The following is an 18,241-nucleotide window of genomic DNA, read 5'->3' on the forward strand; positions in this document are numbered from 1 at the left end:
CCGCGACGGCGGCCACCATCGCGGCCCCGGACATGGCGACCCCGGCGAACTGCCGCGGCGCGGACGCAGCTGCCGCCGCACCCGCCTTGGCCCCGCCTGCCGCGGCGGCTCCGGCGCCGACAGCGGCGGCACCGGCGGTAGCCGCGCTCGCCTTGGCCGCGCCGATCGTCGCCAGGTAGCCGAGAGCGGCGCCGCCCAGGACGATCGGGGCGATGATCGCGCGCAGGCTGCCGTTGACGTCGGCCAGTTCGGCCGCCAGCACCCGGCACTGCTCGCATTCGTCCAGGTGGTTCTCGACCTGCGAGCGCTCGCGCTTGGACAGTCCGTCGCGCGTCCACGCACCGAGCCGCTCGGCGGTCGCGCGGCAGCGGTCCGCGCCGGTTTCCTGCAGGTGGACCTGCAGGTACGCCTGGCGAAGCCCTTCCCGGGCGCGGTACGCGAGCGCGGACACGCCGTTCGCGGTCAGCCCGAGCAGCGGCGCGACTTCAGCCGGGCTCTGCTGCTCGATTTCGGTGTGCCACAGGACTGCCTGCCAGCGTTCCGGAAGTCGCGCGAACGCCTTCGCGGCCATCGTGCGCTCGAGGCCAGCGACGGCGGTGTCGGAGAACTGCACGGTGAGCGCCTCGCCGGCAGCACCGCCGACGTCGCTCATGTCCTCGTTGAGGTCGATCCGGCGGTCACGGCGAGTCTTGTCGTACGCGGTGTGACGCAGCGCAGTAAGCAAGTACGCACGGAAGGCGCTGTCCGGGCCCTTCCCGCCACGCAGCGTGTCCAAAACCTTCGAGAACGCCTCCGACACGAGGTCGTCGGCCTCCGAGCTGGACCGCGCGAGCTGGCGGGCGAGGTTGTGCGCGGCACCGCTGTGCCGCTCGTAGAGCGGACCGTAGGACGCGATCTTTCCCGCGCGCACCTCTGCGATCAGCTCGGCGTCACTCTTACCGGAGAGATCGGCGGGAACGGTGGACACGGGGCTCCTTCGATGCTCCACGCGCGGCGGACTCCACGCGCCTTGCTCCTTACAACGCGCACCAAGTGTGACGGATGCGGCGACACTCGTCACGCCGTGGTCCGGCAGATGCCTCAGTAGGCGCAGCAAGTTCACCTCCTCGTCTGGTGATTACGCGAAAAAGATCGGGGAAAACGCGTCACGAGGGGAGTACCGCCGCGTCCCCTCCGTGATTGGGGAACAAGATCGACAGGTACCGGAAGGAGCTGGGGGTTCGGTGGACGTACCGGCGACCGGGGCGCGGTTCGGCTCCGCAGGCGACTCGTCGGGGGACGAGACGCGTGCGCGGTTCGAGCGGGACCGCCATTTGCGGGCATTGCGAGCTCGCTGGCGAACAGCCAGCCTCGCCGCCGGCTGGCGTTTCCCGAGCGATTGGGCACTGCCCGAAGTGGACGCGGTGTGCGCGGCCGTCGTCCGGCACGGTTCGACGGGCGCGGAGAACGCGCTGGCCGGGCTTGGCAGGGCGCGGGCCGCGGCGGGAGCAGGGCTGTCGGAAACGCTGTCCGACCTGGCCGCTCTGCACGCGGTGCTCGCCGACCCGGACGCCGTCGACGGATTCGTCGCGCCGGATGTCGACGCCACCCCTGCCCGGCTGCTCCGTGTCACGGCGCTGGCCTGGGCAGACGTCGCGACCGACCAGCTCGTGCACACCGAGGTCACCGACCCGCTCACCGGCCTGCCGTCCGCGGCGTACCTGCGGACCCGGCTCGGCGAGATCTACCGCGGCGGGGTCAACGAGGCGAATGTGCTGCTCACCGTGTCGCTGGACTTGACGTCAGTGTCCGGCTGGCCGCGGTTGACCGCCATGATCCTTGCTGCGGACGCGGTCAAAGCCGTTTTCGACACTGGCGAGTGCTACGCGACGATCGGCCCGTCCGCGGTCGCGGTGCTGGCCGAACGCAACGAACGCCTGGCCACGCGCGGGGTCGCGCTGCGAAGGGCGCTCAACGAACGCCTTTCGGTGGACCCGCAACTGCGCGACGTCGCCCGTCCGCTCGTGTCCGCTGTCCGGTTGCCGGGGACGCACGACCGGGCGTGCGAGCTGCTGACGGAATTGGCGCACAGCTGAGCCCCGGTCCCCCTTCCCGACCAGCATTCCCGCACTCGTGCTTTCCTGGTGTGGTGACCAGGACCGTACCCTCCGCTGCTGACGGCGAAGCTCCGGTGAATCGATCCGGACAACCCCGGCTGGCTCTGCGCCGATCTCTGGCACGGCTGTCCGTGCGCCCCCGGTCGATGCTCATCCTCGCGGTGTTCCCGCTGCTGGCGATCGCGGTCGGGTTCTGGGGATGGACGCACGACTGGAACCTCGGCGTGGACAGCGCGGTCTACCGGGCAGGCGCGCTGCAGCTGCTGCGCGGCGACAACCTCTACGACGCGAACACGCTGCCCACCGAACCGGGCTGGGCGCTGCTCCCGTTCACCTACCCGCCGACCGCGGCGCTGCTGTTCGCGCCGCTCGCGGTCGTGCCGGTGCAGGTGGCCTGGGGTTTCCTCACAGTGGCGTCGCTGGCCGCGCTAGCCCTGTCGATCCGGATCGCGATCGGCGCACTGCCCCGCCCGGCCGCCGACGGTCCCCGCTGGTGGGCCTCGCCCGCCCGGTCGACCATCGTGTTCTTCTTGGTCTTCCTCGGTTTCGAACCGGTGTGGCGGACGATCTTCCTCGGTCAGATCAACCTGATCCTGATGGCGATGGTCCTGCTGGACATGCTCGTCATCGGTGCCCGAGGCAGCCGCTGGGGCGGGGTGCTGGTGGGCCTCGCGGCGGCGATCAAGCTGACCCCCATCGTGTTCCTCGGCCACCTGCTGGTCACCGGCCGCTGGAAAGACGCCCTGCGCGGGTTGGCGACCTTCGTCGGCATGCAGGCGCTGCTGTTCCTGATCAACCCGCACGATTCGTGGAAATACTGGACCAAAACGCTCCCCGACACCGGCCGGATCGGCCCGGTGCACTGGGCGGGCAACCAGTCGCTGAACGCCCTGATGAACCGCGCCACGGACCTGGCCCCGTGGGCCTCGACCGCAGCGACCGCGATCGGCCTGGTGCTCGCCATCCCGGCCCTGTGGCTGATGTTCCGCTTCCACCGGCGCGGCCAAGCGCTTGCTGCGCTGCTCGTCACCGCGTTCTGGATCCTGCTGATCTCGCCGATTTCCTGGTCGCACCACTGGGTCTGGGTTGCGCCGCTGGTCGTGCTCCTGGTGTCCAGACTGCCGAAAACCACCCCAGCGACCGCCTGGAAGCGGTGGCTGGGCACGTTCCTGGTGGCGTTCGTGTTCGTCAGCTGCGTGCTGCTGATCTTGCCAAATGGCCGAAACGTCGAGCTGCATTGGAAGGTGTGGCAGAACATCCTCGGCGACGCGTACATCCTCACTCCAGTCGTGCTGGCCATCGCCCTGGCCGTGCGGTGGGGCCTGCAGCGGCGAGCTCGCAACCGTATTGGTTCTTCTTAGCCCTTTTGCCCTGTTCAGGGTCTTGCCGACCGTTTTTGTCGGTGGCGACGGTTACTGTCTGAATCGCGGTGGTTACGCGGCCGTCCGGAGCCCTGGCTCGCGGACGGGCACGGCCCTCGTTCTGCTCCCGCGTTAAGTGGACAGATCAACCGAATAGTGAGCCCTTGTCAGTTCTCCGAGCCGCCGTAGAAGTCGCCCAGCGCGGTGCGGGTGTACTGAATGAGCAACTCGGCGTGCGCGAAGTCGTCCGGAAGACATTCGCGTGCGGCGGTGAGCAACTCGTCAAACCGGAACGGCGGGGAGACGGTCTTGGCAAGCGGGTGCCGTTCGCGGAGCTGCTTCATCAACTCGGCGAGGTAAATCACGGCCGAGTTGGAGTCGGTAGTCCAGAGCCAAGCGAGCACGTCGCCGAACCCGGTGGGGAAGGTCAACGGCCGGGACGCGCCGGTGAGCATTTCGGTGGCCACTCCGGGGAGACTCGCTTGGCGAAGCGCGTAAAGAACCGGCCGCGGGAGGGTGACAGAGTCCATCCAGCCATCCTGCTGCAGCGGGCCGCTCCGGGGTGGGGTTTGGCGCGCGGGTGTTGCCTGCTTGCGGTCTGGGTGCTTGGTGGTTGCTTCCGTCAACTCGCTTCGGCTGGTGCTTGGTCAGACGGGTTCTCCGGGGTGCGCCGGAGCTGGTGCCCGCCGCCGGGTTGCCGCCATGACCGGTGCGCGCCAGAGCTGCTGCCCGCTGCCGGGTCGCCGCCACAGCCGGTGCACGCTGGAGCCGGTTCTCGCCACGGGCGGTACTTCGCCGCAGCCGGTACGCCGCCATCGCCAGTTCCCGCCGCCTGTCCGCGAACCCTCGCCGTCTCGGCCCAACCGAAGCCGCGTGTAGTCGCCTTCACCCTCCCGCCGCAGCCGCTTTCCGGCGTCAAACCGCAACCCTTCCCGGCCAACCGCACCCCGCCCTCTGCCGCCTTGGCCAGCAAGCCGCAGCCAGTTCCCGCCTCCAGCCCATAACCCCCGCCGTCCCGGCCTAGCCGCACCCCGCCAGCCGCCTTAGCAGGCCCGCTGCAGCCGGTTCCCGCAACTCTCCCGCCGTCCCGATCCAACTGGCCGCCGCCTCGGCCCGCCCGCCGCAGCCAGTTACCGCCGCGAACCCGCACCCCCGCCGCCCGAGCCCAACCCCACCCCACCCGCACCCCCCTCCGCCGCAGGTCGCCCGTGGTCCGCCACTTCTCGCCCAGTAACCTGGGCTGCGTTATGGACAAACGAACCGGTCTTCCCATCGTCGGCATGGTGGGCGGCGGGCAGCTCGCCCGCATGACGCAGCAGGCGGCGATTTCCCTCGGCCAGTCGCTGAAGGTGCTGGCGGCCGACGAGGGCGACGCGGCGGCCCTCGTGGCGAGCGACGTCGTCATCGGCCACCACACCGACCTCGACGCGCTCGTCGACTTCGCCCGCCAGGTCGACGTGGTCACCTTCGACCACGAGCACGTGCCCGGCGAGCACCTGCTCACCCTCGCCACCGAGGGCTTCGTCGTGCGCCCCGCGCCGACCGCGCTCGGGTTCGCGCAGAACAAGCTCGTGATGCGCGAAATGATGGCCGGCCTGGGCGTGCCCGGCCCCGCCTTCGCCGAAGTGTCCACTGTGGACGACGTGATCGCGTTCGGCGGCGAGCACAGCTGGCCGGTGGTGCTGAAGGCGTCGCGCGGCGGGTACGACGGCCGGGGCGTCTGGATGCTCGACACCGCACAGCAGGCCCGCGAGACCGTTCCCGAACTCCTCGAGGCCGGCACCGAGCTGCTGGTCGAGGAAAAGGTCGCGATGAAGCGCGAGCTGTCCGCGCTGGTCGCGCGTTCCCCGTTCGGCCAGGGCGCGGCGTACCCGATCGTCGAGACCGTGCAGACGAACGGCATCAACACCGAGGTCCTCGCCCCCGCGCCGGGGCTGTCCGAGTCGCGCGTGCACGAAGCGCAGGAGCTGGCCCTGCGCATCGCGTCGACGCTCGACGTCACCGGGCTGCTCGCGGTCGAGCTGTTCGAGACCGAGACCGGCCTGCTGGTCAACGAGCTGGCCATGCGCCCGCACAACTCCGGCCACTGGACCATGGACGGTTCGCGCACGTCGCAGTTCGAGCAGCATCTGCGCGGCGTCCTGGACTACCCGCTCGGCCGCACCGACCTGATCGCGCCGGCGTGCGTGATGGCGAACGTGCTCGGCGCGGACGTCTCGCCGCAGATGAGCCCGGACGAGCGCGTGCACCACCTGTTCGCGCGCTTCCCCGAGGTGAAAATCCACCTCTACGGCAAGCAGGACCGGCCGGGCCGCAAGCTCGGGCACGTCAACTTCATCGGCGACCGCATGGACGACCTGCGCGATCGCGCGCTGCTGTCCGCGCACTGGCTGTCCCACGCCGTCTGGCTCGACGGCTACGAGATCCACTGAAGGGGAACACAATGGCGCCGCAGGTGGGCGTGATCATGGGCAGCGACTCCGACTGGCCGGTGATGGAGGCCGCGGGACAAGCGCTGGACGAGTTCGGCGTCGAGTACGAGGTCGGTGTCTACTCGGCGCACCGCACCCCGCAGCGGATGCTGGACTACGCGAAGTCCGCGGCCGACCGGGGCATCCGTGTGATCATCGCGGGCGCGGGCGGTGCCGCGCACCTGCCGGGCATGGTCGCGTCGGCGACCGTGCTGCCGGTGATCGGCGTGCCGGTTCCGCTGAAGTACCTGGACGGCATGGACTCGCTGCTGTCGATCGTGCAGATGCCCGCCGGCATTCCGGTCGCGACGGTGTCCGTCGGCGGGGCGCGCAACGCCGGTCTCCTCGCGGTCCGGATCCTAGCCGCCGCCGACCTGCAGTTGCAGGCGAAGCTGACGCAGTTCCAGGAGGACCTGGAGCAGCTGGTCCTGGACAAGGACGCCAAGCTCCGCGAAAAAGCGGGCAAGTAGGCCGGGGACGCGGATGCCGGTCCGGAACCGGCATCCGCGCATCCCGCAGGTTCAGGCTGGGTCGGGCAGCTGCTTGCGCAGTTCGCGCTTCAGCACCTTGCCCGCCGCCGACACCGGGATCTCCGCCACGAAGTGCAGTTCCCGCAGGCGTTTGTACGGCAGCACCTTCTCGTTCACCGCCGCCATCAGCTGCTCGGCGTCCACTGAGGAGTCCGGCTTCCGCACCACGAACGCCACCGGCAGTTCGCCGACCTCCGGACTCGGCCGTCCGACCACTGCCGCGGACAGCACGCCCGGCGACGCGCTCAGCAGTTCCTCGAGCTCGCGCGGAAAGACGTTGTATCCCTTGTACAGCAGCATGTCCTTCTTGCGGTCCACAATGGACAGATAGCCGTCCTCGTCGAGGACCCCGATGTCGCCGGTGTGCAGCCATCCGTCGACCAGCGCGGCAGCGGTCTCTTCCGGACGGTTCCGGTACCCGCGCATCACCTGCGGCCCGCGCAAGCACACCTCGCCCTCCTGCCCGGGAGGCAACGGCTCCTCGCTGCCGTCCGCGACGAGCTTGACCTCGGTGTCGAAGATCGGCCTGCCGACCGACCCCACCTTGCGCACGCCGGACCGGTGACTCGGCGAGATCACCGCACCCATCGTCACCTCGGTGAGCCCGTATCCCTCGGCGATCACGACGCCAGGGAACCGCTGGTGCAGCGCGCGGATCATCTCGTGGCTCATCGGTGCAGCACCGGAGCCGATGTTGCGCACCGACGACAGGTCAGCAGTGTGGAACGCGGGCGTGGCCAACAGCGCCGCGAACAGCGCGGGCGCGCCACCGATCGTCGTGACCTGCAGCCTTTCCGCGTCAGCGACGTACGCGGCTGGGTCGAACCGGGCGTGCAGCACCGTCGTACCGCCGCCCATTAACGGCCCGTTGAGCCCCGCGATCACGCCCATCGCGTGGAACCACGGCGTCAGGTTGATGCCGGTGCCGGTGCCAAGCCGGGTCGGCCATTCGTCCGGGCTGCCGATCTGGTCGAGCGTCACGTCGCCGTTCGCGTCGAGCGCCGGTACCGACCCGGTCGACCAGCAGGTGTGCTGCAGCGTATTCGTGACGACGTTGCGATGCGTGAGCTCAACGCCCTTGGACCGCCCGGTCGTGCCACCCGTGTAGGCGAGATGAGCGAGGTCGTGGTCCACGTCGATCGGCACGTCAGGCCTGGTTGCGGGCTGGTCTGCGAAGAACTCGCGGAACTCCACGCTCCCGTCGCCGAGCTCGCCGGTCGGCGCGACGACGATCGTGAGCCGTGCCGGAATCCGGTCGGCGACCGCCGCGAGCGTGCCCGAGACGGGCCCGAACGTCACGACCGCGGCGGCCCCGCAGTCAGTGAGCTGGAAGGCGAGGTCGTCCGGCGGGAGCAGCGGGTTCGTCGGACTGAACGTCGCCCCGGCCAGCAGGATGCCGTGGTAGGCGATCGGATACGCGAGACAGTTCGGCAGGTGCACGGCGACCACGTCGCCCCGCCCGATGCCGCGGGCGAGCAGTGCTTGCGCGAATTGGCAGGCGGCCTGCCAGGTCTGTGCGAACGTGAGCTGGTCGTCGTCCATAGCGAACGCGACTCGATCGCCGTAGCGCGTCGCGGCGCCGGCGAGTACCGAACCGATCGGTACCTCGGGGTAGTCAAGGGAAGCGGGCAATCCGGGCGGCGGGGTCGACGCAGTGGCAGCCATCACTTGACCATACGAACGGTGAGGCCGAGGACACAAGAAGCGAGCTGCCGCGTTCGGAGTGAACGCGGGCTAACATCGAGGGACTTTCTCCCGTTTCGCTGCAGAAGAGGTGACTGAAGGTGGCCGAGGGCCTGTATCAGCTGGCCGAAGAGCACGAGGAACTGCGGGCCGCGGTCCGGGCTCTAGCCGAGAAGGAGATCGCGCCCTACGCGGCGGAGGTCGACGAGCAGGAGCGCTACCCGGTCGAGGCCAACGAAGCGCTGATCAAGGCGGGTTTCAACGCCGTCCACATCGGCGAGGAATACGACGGCCAGGGCGCCGACGCCATCGGCGCGTGCATCGTGATCGAGGAAGTCGCGCGCGTCGACGCGTCCGCGTCCCTAATCCCGGCGGTCAACAAACTGGGCACACAGCCGATCATCCTGTCCGCTTCGGAGGACCTGAAGAAGCTGGTCCTGCCGTCGATCGCCTCGGGTGAAGCCTCAGCGTCGTACGCCCTGTCCGAACGAGAGGCCGGTTCGGACACCGCGTCCATGCGCACCCGCGCCCGCCTGGACGGCGATCACTGGGTCCTCAACGGAACCAAGTGCTGGATCACCAACGCCGGCGAATCGTCCTGGTACACGGTGATGGCCGTAACCGACCCGAACGCGGAAAAGAAGGCCAACGGCATTTCCGCATTCGTCGTGCACAAGGACGACCCGGGATTCTCGGTAGGCCCGAAGGAAAAGAAGCTGGGCATCAAGGGATCCCCGACCCGCGAAATCTACTTCGAAAACTGCACCATCCCCGCGGACCGCATCATCGGCGAACCGGGCACCGGCCTGAAAACCGCCCTACGCACCCTCGACCACACCCGCCCGACGATCGGCGCACAAGCTCTGGGAATCGCCCAAGGCGCCCTGGACGCCGCCGTCGCGTACGTCAAGGAACGCAAGCAGTTCGGCAAGGCAATCGCAGATTTCCAAGGAATCCAGTTCATGCTGGCCGACATGGGAACGAAAATCGAAGCCGCCCGCCACCTCGTGTACGCCTCCGCAGCCTCCTCCGAACGAGGCGACAAACGCGCTGGGTTCACGGCATCGGCAGCCAAGGCGTACGCATCCGACGTGGCAATGTCAGTGACGACGGACGCAGTGCAGCTGTTCGGCGGCGCAGGCTACACGCGTGACTTCCCGGTGGAACGGATGATGCGCGACGCGAAGATCACGCAGATTTATGAAGGCACGAACCAAATCCAAAAGGTCGTCATGGCGCGGGCCCTGCTGAAGGGCTGAGTTCCTAGCGCTCCGTTGAAGAGCCCCACTGCCCGGATCGGGTGGTGGGGCTCTTTTGTGTTCGAACCAGCCATATCCTGGTGTGTGACTTGACTGCTGGTAGGCCGCGTTAAGCGGAGAGACTGTTGCATGAAGACGAGGTGGCTGTCGACTGTCGGAAAGACGCTGCCGTATTCAGGCACGCTCAAGGCGTAGCGTCCACTGCCCGGGTCGGTGTGTCGGCAGCTATGCGATAGCGCGCTCGCTCCCGACCAAATAGGCGAGGCGCTGAGGCAAAATCCTCGCGGCGAGCATGACGGCAAGTCGGAACTCGGCACGAAGTTCTGGCGGTGGCGTATTCAATACATAGTGTCCACGAGTCTACCTTATTCTTCCAAGTGAGTTCCGGTATTATCGACAACTATACCTGTCGACGTTTCAACTGATTTTAGTTCGGCAGAGGTCGACGCATAGAAAGATCCATCACTTGCGCCACAAGTGGCGGGCACGGTCGTCGCCAACCCGAAACGGAAGGCGGGCGCGTGAACCCAGCTTCGCGTAGCTGATAATGAGATTTGCTCCGTTCGGCGTAGTGCACGGTGGGGTGAGTTTGCTTGTTTCTGTCACCCCGCTGTGAGCGGTTGGCTACAGTGACAGTCGGAGGGGCTTCGAGACTAGATGCTTGGTCGAGAGGCGGTGCGCAGCGCACGGGAGGGACGGGCATGGTGGAGAGCGCTCCGGGGCAAGCCATCGAAACGACAAGGTGGCTGACGGGGCTGCCGATCACCGTCGTGGGGGCGGCGATGAATGTGGCTCAGGGGGTGTCGGACGCTGCCGCGGTGGCGTCTGCCACGAAGGCGGGGGCCGGGTTCACTTTGAGCCCCGATGAAGCGCGTTCGCTGCTTGAGCGGGCGAAGCGGCTCCGGGACAATGCGGGGGCGATGCGCGCGGAGGCCATCTCGCTGACCCAGTTGACGCCGCCGGCGCAGGATCCGGGCAGCACCGGATTCAATCAGCAGGCGGTCAACGCTTTTACGGCTGGCAAGGACGCGAACGAGCGTATGTACCAGTACATGACGGAGCTGGTCGATCGCCTGGAGAAGGCGATGGGCATTGTCCGCGAGTCGGACGGTCATGCAGCTACGGATGTGAAGGCTATCGGGAACAGCGGCGAAGACAAGGGAATGATTTGATGAAGGTGAAGTTCACCTCGTTCTCTGCAGGGATTGCGGCGATCGTTGTGTTAGTCGCTGGTTGTTCTGGTGGTACGACGCCGAGTCCGCCTCCTGTTTCGCCTGATACCTCGACCTCTTCGTCATCTGCTGGAAAAACCTTGCCGTATGCGGGTGCGCCCAAGGTTGAGAATCCCCTGCCGGATTCAGTGCTATCGACGCATCCGTGCGACAGCGCGTTCACGTCGGAGCAGGTGGGAAAGGTCCTGGGGAAAGAGGTACAGGGGAAGCATGCCGATAATGCTTCTCTCGGTGCGCAATGTCACTGGACTAATAGTGATTCCGGTGCTATTTTAACGGTCTTGTATGTAACAAAAGTTTCTGATGGTTTGAGTGCGGTATACGCAAACTCGAAGCCGCAGTCGACGGTGTGGCGTTCGCTGCCATCGGTGCAAGGGTTTCCAGCTGTAGCGCATTCAGCATATGGGCCGCAGGGAGACAAATCATTCTGTCAGGTCAGTATCGGGATCAGTGATCAGCATGATGTCGATGTGTCCGTTACTTTGAGTCCCTCAAAGGTTGGCGCGACGAACCCTTGTGATGTTACTGCTCAGATATCGGACATGGTCGCCAGTAACCTGAAGAAGAAGGCGGGTGCGTGACCGATGGGGTTCTTCGACTTCATCGGCGAGAGCGCCCAGTGGATTGGCGACCGGATCAGTGACGCGGACGACTGGGTCAACGATCGGCTCAAGGATGCGGGAAACTGGTTTTCCGACTTCTACCACGGGAACCTCGGTGATCAAGCCCTTCCGGCGCCTGCGATTGTGCAGCAGGTTCAGCAAGGGCCGGGAACTTCGTCGTGGGACAGCGGTAGTTCCATGGTTCAGAAGATGATCCAGGAGCACAACCAGAACAGCGACGACGCGCAGCAGATCACCACCATGCTGGAATCTGTCTGGACCGGCGACGGTGCGGACGCTGCTCGGGCTCGGTTGAGGCCGTTGTCGGATGCTTCTTCTACTTCTGCGCAGGCGTACGTGGTCAATGGGCAGAAGTTGGTCGATACCACGCACGGCTACAACGACATGAAGATCGCGTTGCAGGCGATGCCTCCCACGCCTCCGCACAAGAATCTTTGGGACCAGGGGACTCCCTGGGACACTGATACCGAGAAGCAGATCAACGAGTACAACGCTGCTGCCAATCACAATGTCGAGCGGTATCAGAAGTACGCTGACCAGGCTAAGACCAATGGTCAGGGGCTGAATAGCGATTACGGTCAGGTTTCCGGGTTCGACGGGCAGAATCTCAAGATCGACTCCGGGGAAGATCGCGGCAAGGGCAAGACCGGGTCGCACGAGAAGGTCTATCGAAAAGGTGGGCAGGATTCTGGTGGGCCTGGGAGTGGGCCGGGGGCCGTTGGCGGGCCCGGGAATGGGCCAGGAACCAGCGAGCCAGGGACCAGCGGGCCAGGGACCAGCGGGCCGGGAACCGGTGGGCCGGGAACCAGCGGGCCTGGGGGTAGTGGGTCTGGGGTTACTGGCGGACCTGGTGGGGTGTCGTACCCGCCGGGAGGTGTCACGGTGCCGCCGGGGTATCGGCCGGGGGATGGTGATGGGACTTCGACGGCTGGGTGGACTCCGCCGTCGGTTGATCGGGGTGGTGGGTCGAACTGGACTCCGTCGACGCCGACTTCCTGGGGCAACGGCACCGGCAACAGCACCGGCACAGGCAACAGCGGCGGTAGTGCCTGGACGCCGGGCGGGTTTGGGCCGTTCGGTGGAGCAGGCGAAACCGCGGGGCGCAGTGGCGGGATCGCGGCTCGGCTTGGCGGCGGTGCGGGTGCGGGCACAGGCGTAGGAGCCGGAGCCGGGGTCGGCGCGGGTGAAGAAGGTGCGGCCCGCAGTGGGGCCGGAGCGGCGGGCAAGGGCGCGGCTGGAGCCAAGGGCGCACCCGGAATGGGTGGCATGGCCGGAGCAGGAAAAGGCAAAGGCGAGGAAGACAAAGAACACCAACGCAAGTACGGAATCGACGACGACTCGGCCTTCTCGCTCGTTGACGAGAACGGCGAGCGGACCCTCGATCCCCGGACCGGGCTGCCTCCTACGCCTCCGACGATTGGTGGTTGAGGGGCTCGATGACGATCATCGACAGACCGCTGCGGATGCCGCGGTCGGTGTTTTTGGCGCTGTGGCACGAGGAAAACCTCGGGAAAGCGCCGGTGGTGGTTGAGGACACCCCGATGTATCTCACCGAGGAAGGCGCGGCCGAGCGGGCGAAGCGGACGCGCGGGCTTCTCGAAGACCTTGGCGGGACGGCGGATGCGTTGCGCGGCACGCTCAAGCTGCTCGCGACGGCGCGGCATGAGGTGTACGGGTGGACTGACTTCGGCACCCATCAAGAGGACAACGGGGCGATTCTCGTCGCGGCGACCAAACCCGACGCCGTTCGGTTGATTACCGACGCGGAGTTCGTTCAGCTCGATCCGGTGTCGCCGGACGAGTTGGCGGCTTGTCTGGTCATGGCGATGCCGGAATGTCCGCCGGCATCCGTGCGGGCGATGCGGGTCAGTCGGGAGTACTACGACAACGGCGGGGCGGACCCGCTGGCTGAGGAGGGTGGCGAGGCGGACGAGTTGCGGTATCTGATGCGGGCGCCGCGCGATGCGGTGCATCAGTTGCATGCCGCGGTCCGCGATGGGCGGGGCGAGCGGAGGTACAGTTCGCCGCTCTCGGTGCTTGATCTCAGTGGGCGCGGGCGGGTGTTGAGCTTCCAGACCACCAACGCCGGCGAGGCGCAGATTAGCGTCTACCCGGGAAATCGGGCCTCCTTGATCGATGCGGTGAACCGGGCACTCGTCAGTTTGCGATAAAAACTAGTAACCGCGTTTCCCTTTCTCGTGTTCCGCGTTAACCAAAGCGTCGGGTTCACAGAGAGGTGAAACGGAATGGGCGTACGCGCGTTCGGACGGGGCATGGTCCTCCTGGCAGCGGCGGTGGTCGCGCTCGGCGGGGGCACCGCGGTGGCAGCGACCGGGAAAGAACCGACCGGTCCGGTGCAGCCGAACATCATCGCCGCGGCGATCTATTCGGCCGGGCAGCCGACGATCGCGCCGCCGGGGGCCAACGACTGGAACTGCAAACCTTCCGCGGAGCATCCGAACCCGGTGCTGCTGTCCAACGGCACCACGGCCAACGCGTACGAGAACTGGGCGAACCTCTCCCAGCGGCTCGCCGACGAGGGGTACTGCGTGTTCGCGGGGAACTTCGGCGGGTCGCCGGGGGCGTTCCTGCAGACGGTCGGTCCGGTGGCGGGGACGGCGGGCCAGCTCGCGACCTTCGGGGACAAGATCCTCCAGGCCACGGGGGCCTCGAAGCTCGACGTCGTCGGGCATTCGCAGGGCGGGATGAACCCGCGCTACTGGATCAAGTATCTCGGCGGCGCGAGCAAGATCGGCAAGCTGATCGGGCTGTCTCCGTCCAACTACGGCACCAGCCTGTTCGGCCTGCTCACCGCGATCCAGGCGATCCCGCCCGCGCGCGATCTCGTCGGCGTGGCTTGTGCGGCTTGCAATGAGCAGTCGACCGGGTCGGCGTTCCTCAAGGATCTCAACGCCGGCGGCGACACGGTTCCGGGCGTCGACTACACCGTGATCCAGACCAGGTATGACGACGTTGTCACCCCGTACACCAACGCGTTCCTCAAGCCCGCGCCCAACGTGAAAAACCTCGTCCTCCAGGACGTCTGCGGGCTCGACTACACCGACCACCTCGGCATCACCTACGACCCGATCGCGCAGCGCGAGGTGCTCAACGCGCTCGACCCGCAGCACGCGAAAAAGCCCAACTGCGTGTTCGTGCCCCCGGTGATCAGCTGAGATACCCCCGCCCCGGGGTATAAACGCGAACACTTTCGCCGACCTGGTTGTGCGGACTCCGGCTCCGGTGTCACAGTCGGTGACATGTTCTGGCTGCTCCCCGACACCTGGACGCCGCACGACGAGGCCGAGCTGGTCGCCGGATGGCGGCTCTGGCTCGAGCTGAGCGACCGCGCGTGGCCCACCGCGTCGTGGGACGGCACCCCGTCCGGCGCGGTGGGTCCGTTGCGCGAACTGCTCGACGCGTGCGACGAAATCGAGAGCACGTGCCGGGAAACGGCCGAGCCGTCCGCGGAGTTCACGGACATCGTTCAGCCGCTGGTGCTGTGCGCGAGCGCGGTCATCTGCCTCTGGTGGGACGACCACGCCCCGCTCGACTCCACCCGCGCGAAGGCGCTCCACGAGGACCTGCGCCGGTTTTCGGCCCTCGCGGAGCGCGTTCTCACGCTGTTGTCCGCCCACGGCGGCTGGACGGAACTCGACCTGGCCCGCCGCCACCCGGCTTGAGCCGGTACTCGGCGAAACTGGTGACCAACGTGCCCTCGCCTTGGGTGAGCGCGGGCAGTGCTTGTTCCAGTTCGTGCGCTGAGACGGCGGGGAGATGACCGTCCACAGTGCACCGGTCGTCGGTGATCACTGGTTCGCCGGGGACTGCGCGTAGCTCGATTAGCTTGCGCAGTACGGCGCTGATCGCGGAAGCCGGAGCCTCCAGTTCGAACGCGTGGACTGGTTCGTACACGCGGGTTCCGGCCTGGCGAAGAGCCTCCTGCAGTACCAACCGTGTCATGCCGCGGAAATCACCGGCGGTGCTGGCTGGTGGGTAGAACGCGGTGTCGGTGAGGGTGACCACGCAGTCGATCACTTCCCGGCCGTGCAAACCCTCGTGCAGGACCTCGTGGACAGTGTCCTCAATGGCCGTGTGGAACGAAAGTGGCAGTGAGCCTAGTTCGACTTCCAGCCGGTAGTCGGTGCCGGAGCCGGGCGGGCCGGGTTCGACACGGAGTCCGACGGTGGCCCAGAAGAACACTCGCTCGTCCGGGGCGGGGCGGCGCACGCGATGTCCAGTCCCGTGTAGACACTCGACCAGCAGCGGTCGCGATTCCTCGAATTCGGCGGCGATGTCGAACTCTTCGGCAAGGGTCGTCCGGATGACTTCCTTCTGCACCTCGCCGTACAGGCGGACGGTGATTTCCTGGTCCTGTCGGCGGATGCTGATCAGCGGGTCCTGTTCGGACAGTCGGGTCAGCGCGGTGTACAGCGCACTGGTCTGGTCTGGATCGACTGGATACACCAGCGTTTCCAGGCTCGGCGGGGCGAAGAACCGGTCCTGAGACAGGTCGGCGCTGTCGCCTAGTCGGTCGCCGATCCGGATCTCCGGCAAGCCCCAGACGCGTGCGACATCTCCGGCCAGCGCCTCGCCGGACACGGGGGTCGCGCCGTGCTCGAATACTCGTACTGCGGACGGGCGGCCGACGCCTTCCGCGCCTACGCGGCGGAAGGGTACCGGTCGACGTGCTGCCAGCGTGCCGGAAAACATTCGTACGTAAGCGATTTTCTCGCCTGAGCGGCCGCGTTCGATTTTGAAGACGGTGGCGTCGAGCGGTCCGTCGCCGCGGCGTTCGCGAGATGGCAGCAATTCGTAAACCCCGGCGATGAGGTCGGCGACGCCAGCGCCGGTGACTGCGGAGCCGAAGAAGACTGGATACACCGAGGCAGTGGATACCTGGCGTACCAATGCTTTTCGGAAATCCACAGGAGACGCTATACCGGCTACATAGGACTCAAGGAAGACGTCGTCTCCGGCGAGAGCGTCGGCTAGGCGGTCGTCGAAGGGCAGCGGCACTGGGTGGGCGTTAGCGGTGCCGAGCTCTTTTACTGTGCTCATTGCGACACATTGCGGGGAAAGCTTGGTACGCAAGGATTCCAGCAGCGACGCTTCCCGCGCGCCGGTGCGGTCGATCTTGTTCACGAATACCAGCACCGGAATGCCGAGCCGGACGAGCGTGTGCATCAGCACGCGGGTCTGGGCTTGCACTCCTTCCACCGCGGACACCACGAGCACCGCGCCGTCGAGCACGCCGACGGCGCGTTCGACCTCCGCGATGAAATCGGGGTGGCCGGGGGTGTCCACGAGGCTGAGCCGGTGGCCGGGCGTACTGACCGCCACGACGGCGGACTTGATGGTGATGCCGCGCCTGCGTTCGAGGTCGAGCGAATCGGTCTGGGTGTCGCCGTCGTCGACGCGACCGGCGTGGTCGATCACGCCGGTCTCGAACAGCAGACGTTCGGTGAGGCTGGTTTTACCTGCGTCGATGTGCGCCAGGATGCCGATGGTCAGTGTTTTCATGCGTGCGGAAGTCCTCAGCTGCGGGAGACAGGCCGAACTGGGGTCGATCGGACTGTCGGCGCATCGGGACTCCTCGCAGGTAGCGAACAACAGCGAACAACACGGCCGCGAGCAGCACATACGCGCGGTTATCGGCACGGTAGCGCCGGGCCGGGCGCGGTGTACAGCGAGTTTTCGGTGCCTGTCGGTTTCCTGTCGATCACTGGCTGACACCCCGCGGCGGTGTTCAGTGCCCTACCGTGGGCCTGGTCAGTTGAATTTTCACCTATCGGGAGCTGTCTGCATGTTGACTCGAGTCAAGGACGTCGCGCTGCTGCTCGGCCGGATCGGCATCGCGGTGGTGTTCTTCGCCCACGGCCTGCAGAAATGGGACAGCGGCGTCGGGGCGACCGCCGACATGTTCAGCCAGATCGGCATCCCGCTGCCGAGCGTCTCCGCGTTCCTCGTGATCGTGCTCGAACTGCTCGGCTCGATCGCGTTCGTCGTCGGCTTCCTGCTGCCGGTGGTCGCCATCGGCTACGCGATCAACATGGCAGGCGCGCTGATCTCGGTGCACGCGGCGCACGGCCTCACCGGCGAAGGCGGCTACGAACTGGTGCTGGTGCTCGGCCTTACCGCGCTCGCGCTGGGCTTCAACGGCGGACGGCTGTCCCTGGACCACGTGCTGTTCCGGCGTCGCCGCGAAGGGGCGCGCGAGCTGCAGAGCGCCTGAGTGCGTCGTGAGTGCTGGCGCCGGTTAGAACCGGCGCCAGCACTCACGAGGGCAGGTCGGCGGTGGTGCGTTCGGCCTCGCGGCGGGCGGACAGTTTCGCCGGGTCGGCGTTCGTCACCTGGACCAGGTGCGCGCTGGCGGCGAGCGGAACGAGCAGGCCGTCGAGTACGCCGTCCGGCACCGTCCAGTCCATCGTGGACAACACTCGGTCCGCCGCGGTCAGGCCGAGTTTTGCCGCGCGCGCAGTGGCTTCCGCCCACACTTCGTCCACTGTGGAGGAACCGAGCGCCGGGGTGTCGCCGGGCGTCGGCTGCGCCGGGAAGAACTGGTCGCCGGACATCCGGGCTTCGCTGAGGTAGTCGAGCGCTCCGCCCGACGGCGGGGTCGACAGGCCGCGGCCCATCGGGTCGAGCGACACGATCGCGACCGCCGGGGCGTCGATCTCCTCGTCCAGGGTGGTAAACACGACCCGCGCGCCGTCGGGTTCCGCGACCACGCGGGCTCCGCACCACCACGCGCCGAGCAGCACGCCCGCGGTCTGCCAGTGCGCGGGCAGCCGCACCGCGACGGCGTCGCCCTGCTCCACGTCGAACTCGTCGACCAGCCAGTTCGCCGTTTTCGCGGCCCAGTTCTGCATCGTCGCCACGGACAGCTCGACCCGGCTGCCGACCCGGTCGTCGTAGTGCGTGATCAGCGGTTTCGCCGGCGAGGACAGAAGCGGGCGCAGCAGCTGCTCGGTGAGGCTCATGCG

General features: G+C 67.1%; 17 protein-coding genes. 12 read left to right on the top strand and 5 right to left on the bottom strand.

Annotated elements, in window-relative coordinates; all coding sequences use genetic code 11:
* Positions 1-967, bottom strand: a 967-nt coding sequence (locus EIZ45_RS40715; protein ID WP_205671786.1) for a sigma-70 family RNA polymerase sigma factor, incomplete at its 3' end; no start/stop codon positions are given.
* A 256-nt stretch (positions 968-1,223) separates the two neighbouring features.
* Between EIZ45_RS40715 and EIZ45_RS40720 the strand changes: the two genes are divergently transcribed.
* Positions 1,224-2,075, top strand: a complete 852-nt coding sequence (locus tag EIZ45_RS40720; RefSeq protein ID WP_037816002.1) for a hypothetical protein — start codon at positions 1,224-1,226, stop codon at positions 2,073-2,075.
* A gap of 53 nt (positions 2,076-2,128) precedes the next feature.
* Positions 2,129-3,457 carry a glycosyltransferase 87 family protein gene (locus EIZ45_RS40725; protein ID WP_037816406.1) on the top strand — a complete coding sequence of 443 codons (1,329 nt, stop codon included), beginning with the start codon at positions 2,129-2,131 and terminating at the stop codon, positions 3,455-3,457.
* 167 nt (positions 3,458-3,624) lie between these two features.
* On the opposite strand, the gene EIZ45_RS40730 is transcribed toward EIZ45_RS40725, so the two are convergent.
* Positions 3,625-3,987, bottom strand: a complete 363-nt coding sequence (locus EIZ45_RS40730) for a hypothetical protein (RefSeq protein WP_134668759.1) — start codon at positions 3,985-3,987, stop codon at positions 3,625-3,627.
* Between the two features lie 717 nt (positions 3,988-4,704).
* On the opposite strand from EIZ45_RS40730, the gene EIZ45_RS40735 reads away from it, so the two are divergent.
* Together EIZ45_RS40735 and purE are read left to right on the top strand one after the other, a co-directional pair.
* The gene (locus tag EIZ45_RS40735) at positions 4,705-5,889 is read left to right on the top strand and encodes a 5-(carboxyamino)imidazole ribonucleotide synthase (protein WP_134668762.1); all 1,185 of its coding nucleotides are present in this window, start codon (positions 4,705-4,707) and stop codon (positions 5,887-5,889) included.
* 11 nt (positions 5,890-5,900) lie between these two features.
* The gene (purE, locus tag EIZ45_RS40740) at positions 5,901-6,398 is read left to right on the top strand and encodes a 5-(carboxyamino)imidazole ribonucleotide mutase (RefSeq protein ID WP_134668765.1); all 498 of its coding nucleotides are present in this window, start codon (positions 5,901-5,903) and stop codon (positions 6,396-6,398) included.
* Positions 6,399-6,449: 51 nt separating this feature from the next.
* Here the strand turns inward: purE and EIZ45_RS40745 are convergent, their stop codons facing one another.
* Entirely contained in the window at positions 6,450-8,123 is a 1,674-nt protein-coding gene (locus tag EIZ45_RS40745) for a class I adenylate-forming enzyme family protein (protein ID WP_205670267.1), read from the bottom strand.
* A gap of 119 nt (positions 8,124-8,242) precedes the next feature.
* Between EIZ45_RS40745 and EIZ45_RS40750 the strand changes: the two genes are divergently transcribed.
* From EIZ45_RS40750 to EIZ45_RS40780, 7 genes are all read left to right on the top strand, one after another.
* Positions 8,243-9,400: an acyl-CoA dehydrogenase family protein gene (locus EIZ45_RS40750; protein ID WP_106961293.1), complete on the top strand. Its 1,158-nt coding sequence runs from the start codon at positions 8,243-8,245 to the stop codon at positions 9,398-9,400.
* Between the two features lie 701 nt (positions 9,401-10,101).
* Positions 10,102-10,572: a hypothetical protein gene (locus tag EIZ45_RS40755; protein ID WP_134736110.1), complete on the top strand. Its 471-nt coding sequence runs from the start codon at positions 10,102-10,104 to the stop codon at positions 10,570-10,572.
* Positions 10,572-11,213: a DUF3558 domain-containing protein gene (locus EIZ45_RS40760; RefSeq protein WP_134668772.1), complete on the top strand. Its 642-nt coding sequence runs from the start codon at positions 10,572-10,574 to the stop codon at positions 11,211-11,213. The genes EIZ45_RS40755 and EIZ45_RS40760 overlap by 1 nt, the downstream gene beginning before the upstream one ends.
* A gap of 3 nt (positions 11,214-11,216) precedes the next feature.
* Positions 11,217-12,683: a hypothetical protein gene (locus EIZ45_RS40765; protein ID WP_134668774.1), complete on the top strand. Its 1,467-nt coding sequence runs from the start codon at positions 11,217-11,219 to the stop codon at positions 12,681-12,683.
* Positions 12,684-12,691: 8 nt separating this feature from the next.
* Positions 12,692-13,426 (top strand): ESX secretion-associated protein EspG, encoded by a 735-nt coding sequence (locus EIZ45_RS40770; protein WP_043831912.1) that lies wholly within the window; start codon positions 12,692-12,694, stop codon positions 13,424-13,426.
* 75 nt (positions 13,427-13,501) lie between these two features.
* The gene (locus EIZ45_RS40775) at positions 13,502-14,431 is read left to right on the top strand and encodes a triacylglycerol lipase (protein ID WP_037815991.1); all 930 of its coding nucleotides are present in this window, start codon (positions 13,502-13,504) and stop codon (positions 14,429-14,431) included.
* Positions 14,432-14,515: 84 nt separating this feature from the next.
* Positions 14,516-14,938: a hypothetical protein gene (locus EIZ45_RS40780; RefSeq protein ID WP_134668777.1), complete on the top strand. Its 423-nt coding sequence runs from the start codon at positions 14,516-14,518 to the stop codon at positions 14,936-14,938.
* Here EIZ45_RS40780 and EIZ45_RS40785 read toward each other — a convergent pair.
* Positions 14,874-16,778, bottom strand: coding sequence for a translation factor GTPase family protein (locus tag EIZ45_RS40785; RefSeq protein ID WP_134668779.1), 1,905 nt, complete (start codon positions 16,776-16,778; stop codon positions 14,874-14,876). The genes EIZ45_RS40780 and EIZ45_RS40785 overlap by 65 nt on opposite strands.
* A 283-nt stretch (positions 16,779-17,061) precedes the next feature.
* On the opposite strand from EIZ45_RS40785, the gene EIZ45_RS40790 reads away from it, so the two are divergent.
* Positions 17,062-17,490 (top strand): DoxX family protein, encoded by a 429-nt coding sequence (locus tag EIZ45_RS40790; protein WP_043831918.1) that lies wholly within the window; start codon positions 17,062-17,064, stop codon positions 17,488-17,490.
* A 43-nt stretch (positions 17,491-17,533) separates the two neighbouring features.
* On the opposite strand, the gene EIZ45_RS40795 is transcribed toward EIZ45_RS40790, so the two are convergent.
* Positions 17,534-18,238 carry a TIGR03089 family protein gene (locus tag EIZ45_RS40795; RefSeq protein WP_134668781.1) on the bottom strand — a complete coding sequence of 235 codons (705 nt, stop codon included), beginning with the start codon at positions 18,236-18,238 and terminating at the stop codon, positions 17,534-17,536.
* Positions 18,239-18,241 lie beyond the last annotated feature (3 nt).

This window comes from Amycolatopsis sp. CFH S0740 (assembly GCF_004522315.1).
Lineage (GTDB): Bacteria > Actinomycetota > Actinomycetes > Mycobacteriales > Pseudonocardiaceae > Amycolatopsis > Amycolatopsis nivea.

Bases quoted from the DNA above. Each gene is read 5' to 3' on its own strand.
- EIZ45_RS40795 (WP_134668781.1), bottom strand. From the start codon at position 18,238: ATGAGCCTCACCGAGCAGCTGCTGCGCCCGCTTCTGTCCTCGCCGGCG.
- purE (WP_134668765.1), top strand. From the start codon at position 5,901: ATGGCGCCGCAGGTGGGCGTGATCATGGGCAGCGACTCCGACTGGCCG.
- EIZ45_RS40780 (WP_134668777.1), top strand. From the start codon at position 14,516: ATGTTCTGGCTGCTCCCCGACACCTGGACGCCGCACGACGAGGCCGAG.
- EIZ45_RS40730 (WP_134668759.1), bottom strand. From the start codon at position 3,987: ATGGACTCTGTCACCCTCCCGCGGCCGGTTCTTTACGCGCTTCGCCAA.
- EIZ45_RS40775 (WP_037815991.1), top strand. From the start codon at position 13,502: ATGGGCGTACGCGCGTTCGGACGGGGCATGGTCCTCCTGGCAGCGGCG.
- EIZ45_RS40770 (WP_043831912.1), top strand. From the start codon at position 12,692: ATGACGATCATCGACAGACCGCTGCGGATGCCGCGGTCGGTGTTTTTG.
- EIZ45_RS40765 (WP_134668774.1), top strand. From the start codon at position 11,217: ATGGGGTTCTTCGACTTCATCGGCGAGAGCGCCCAGTGGATTGGCGAC.
- EIZ45_RS40735 (WP_134668762.1), top strand. From the start codon at position 4,705: ATGGACAAACGAACCGGTCTTCCCATCGTCGGCATGGTGGGCGGCGGG.
- EIZ45_RS40760 (WP_134668772.1), top strand. From the start codon at position 10,572: ATGAAGGTGAAGTTCACCTCGTTCTCTGCAGGGATTGCGGCGATCGTT.
- EIZ45_RS40785 (WP_134668779.1), bottom strand. From the start codon at position 16,778: ATGAAAACACTGACCATCGGCATCCTGGCGCACATCGACGCAGGTAAA.
- EIZ45_RS40790 (WP_043831918.1), top strand. From the start codon at position 17,062: ATGTTGACTCGAGTCAAGGACGTCGCGCTGCTGCTCGGCCGGATCGGC.
- EIZ45_RS40745 (WP_205670267.1), bottom strand. From the start codon at position 8,123: ATGGCTGCCACTGCGTCGACCCCGCCGCCCGGATTGCCCGCTTCCCTT.
- EIZ45_RS40755 (WP_134736110.1), top strand. From the start codon at position 10,102: ATGGTGGAGAGCGCTCCGGGGCAAGCCATCGAAACGACAAGGTGGCTG.